General features: G+C 52.6%; 2 protein-coding genes. One reads left to right on the forward strand and one right to left on the reverse strand.

Going from position 1 to position 2,103, the window contains the following annotated elements:
• Nucleotides 1-28: 28 nt before the first annotated feature.
• Nucleotides 29-772 carry a helix-turn-helix domain-containing protein gene (locus QZL66_RS00005; RefSeq protein WP_022409734.1) on the reverse strand — a complete coding sequence of 248 codons (744 nt, stop codon included), beginning with the start codon at nt 770-772 and terminating at the stop codon, nt 29-31.
• A gap of 268 nt (nt 773-1,040) precedes the next feature.
• Between QZL66_RS00005 and QZL66_RS00010 the strand changes: the two genes are divergently transcribed.
• A complete protein-coding gene (locus QZL66_RS00010) occupies nt 1,041-2,066 on the forward strand; it encodes a glycoside hydrolase family 5 protein (RefSeq protein ID WP_022409735.1) in 1,026 nt (341 codons plus the stop codon).
• Nucleotides 2,067-2,103: the final 37 nt, after the last annotated feature.

Consider the following 2,103-nt stretch of genomic DNA (forward strand, 5'->3'; position numbering starts at 1 on the left):
GTAGATAGACGCCTATGAACACGAGCTCTCACATCAAATTATTCCGGAAATGCTTGTCCCGATACTGTCTGGGAGTCATGCCAATGAACTTGGAGAACACCTGTGTAAAATGGCTCTGGGAGGAGAACGCCAGCAGGTTGGCGATGTCGGCAAAGCTCCGGTCGGAAAATTGCAGCATCTGCTTGGCACTCTCCACCTTTTCTTTCAGAATGTATTCGTGGAGGGTGCAGTGCATCTGCTCCCGAAACAGACGGGAGAGGTAGCTTGGATGCAGCCCGATTTCTCTGGCGAGGGTCTGCACAGTGATGCGGTCGTGCTGGTGGCTATAGATGTAGTTCAGGCACAGGGTAATGGGCTTGGAGGAGATGGGACGCTTCCGCACCTCCCCCATGCGCTGAGTAAAATCCCGGCACGCTGCATTGTGCAGCATCTCCACCTGATCCAGATTCCCCGCCTCGTCGATCTTCTGAATGTAAAAGTCGCTGATGCGGTACGCCTGCTCCATGGGCATGCCGCCGTCAATGCAGAACCGTGTCATCAGTGCAATGGTGATCACAGAGTGGTAGCGAAAATTTTGCAGCATGTTCTTGGAGAGGGGCGTGACCAGTGCGATCTGGCGAAATTTACGCTGGCTCAAATTGGCATTCACCCCTCTAATATCTCCGTTTTGCACCAATGCGAGAAACTCAAATTCGGTTTCCGGCGGCGTGTGCGCCTCTGGTTCCTCCTGCCGTTTTTGTTCCTCTTTTTGCCATTCATATTCCAGTGTCATAAAGTTGCCTCCATTTTGCATTTTTGCTGTCATATATTCTTCATGTGATATTCTTTCTATGCATTTTCACTAGGTATTATATCATATTTCTGATAAAAAAGCAAGTTTTTTGATATCTTTTCCAGCGATATCCTCGTAAAATAAAGAAAAGTTTTAAAATAAAAAGAAAAATTATTCTATCTTTCCGGGTGTGCTTTCTGCCCAATGTGCAAAGCAGCCCTGTCGCACCAAGAATCGCTGAACAACGAAATACAGGAGGTTTTTCATCATGCAAATTTGGAATGGATTCCAGCGCGGCATCAATCTGGGAGGCTGGCTCTCCCAGTGCGACCACACCGACCGACATTATGACACATTCATCACAGAGAACGACATCGCTCACATCGCCAGCTGGGGCATGGATCACGTCCGTGTGCCGATAGACTACGAGCTGATCGAGGCACAGGGCTCTATCGAACGGGAGTCCGGCTATGCCCGAATCGCCTGCTGTCTGCGCTGGTGTAAGAAGCACAATCTGAACGTCGTTCTGGTGCTGCACAAAACATACGGCTACAATCCGGAGAGTGCCTATGCATCCTCGGACTTCTTTGAGAATCCGGCACTTCAGGCACGGTTCGTCTCCCTCTGGAACCAGCTCGCCAAGCGGTTCCAGTCCTACAGCGACATTCTGGCGTTCGAGCTGCTGGATCAGGTACTGGAGAAGGAGCACCCCAACCGGTGGAATCGTGTGGTCGCCAAGACCATCGACGCCATCCGTGGCATCTGCCCCACCGTTCCCATTGTGGTGAGCGGTATCCGGAACGACAGAGCCGCTTCCATCCCCCTGCTTCAGCTGCCGGCGGATGAGCATCTGGTGTACGGTTTCCACTGCTACGAACCCATGGTGTTCACCCACCAGAGTGCAGACTGGGTCAGAGGCACACCCAAGACGGTCAACATCCCCTATCCGGACGAGATTGACAAGTACCGGCGACTGTCGGCGGCGGCTTGCAAGGCGTTCACCGAACCGCTGATCCAGTCGGGCGTTACCAACGTGCAGGATGAACTGTTCCGCAATCTTCTCCAGCCGGCAGTGGAAACGGCGGAGCGCAACAACATCCCGCTGTACTGCGGCGCATACGGCGTCATCCAGCAGGCAGACGATGCCTCTACGCTGCGCTGGTTCGAAACCGTGCACCGCATCTTCGAGGAGTACGGCATTGCCTGTGCGGTCTGGAGCTATCGGGATGTGGATTTCGGTATTGTCGACTCATGTCGGGATGCCATTCGGGAACAGCTTCTGCCGCTGCTCTAAAAGCTTGTGTTCATAGGAAATATATGCGGATTTTCGA

Source organism: Ruminococcus sp. CAG:330 (assembly GCF_000437175.1).
In the GTDB taxonomy this organism is placed as follows: Bacteria; Bacillota; Clostridia; order Oscillospirales; family Ruminococcaceae; genus Ruminococcus_C.

Excerpts from the sequence above, each read along its gene's own strand:
- QZL66_RS00005 (WP_022409734.1), bottom strand. The coding sequence starts at position 772 with ATGACACTGGAATATGAATGGCAAAAAGAGGAACAAAAACGGCAGGAG.
- QZL66_RS00010 (WP_022409735.1), top strand. The coding sequence starts at position 1,041 with ATGCAAATTTGGAATGGATTCCAGCGCGGCATCAATCTGGGAGGCTGG.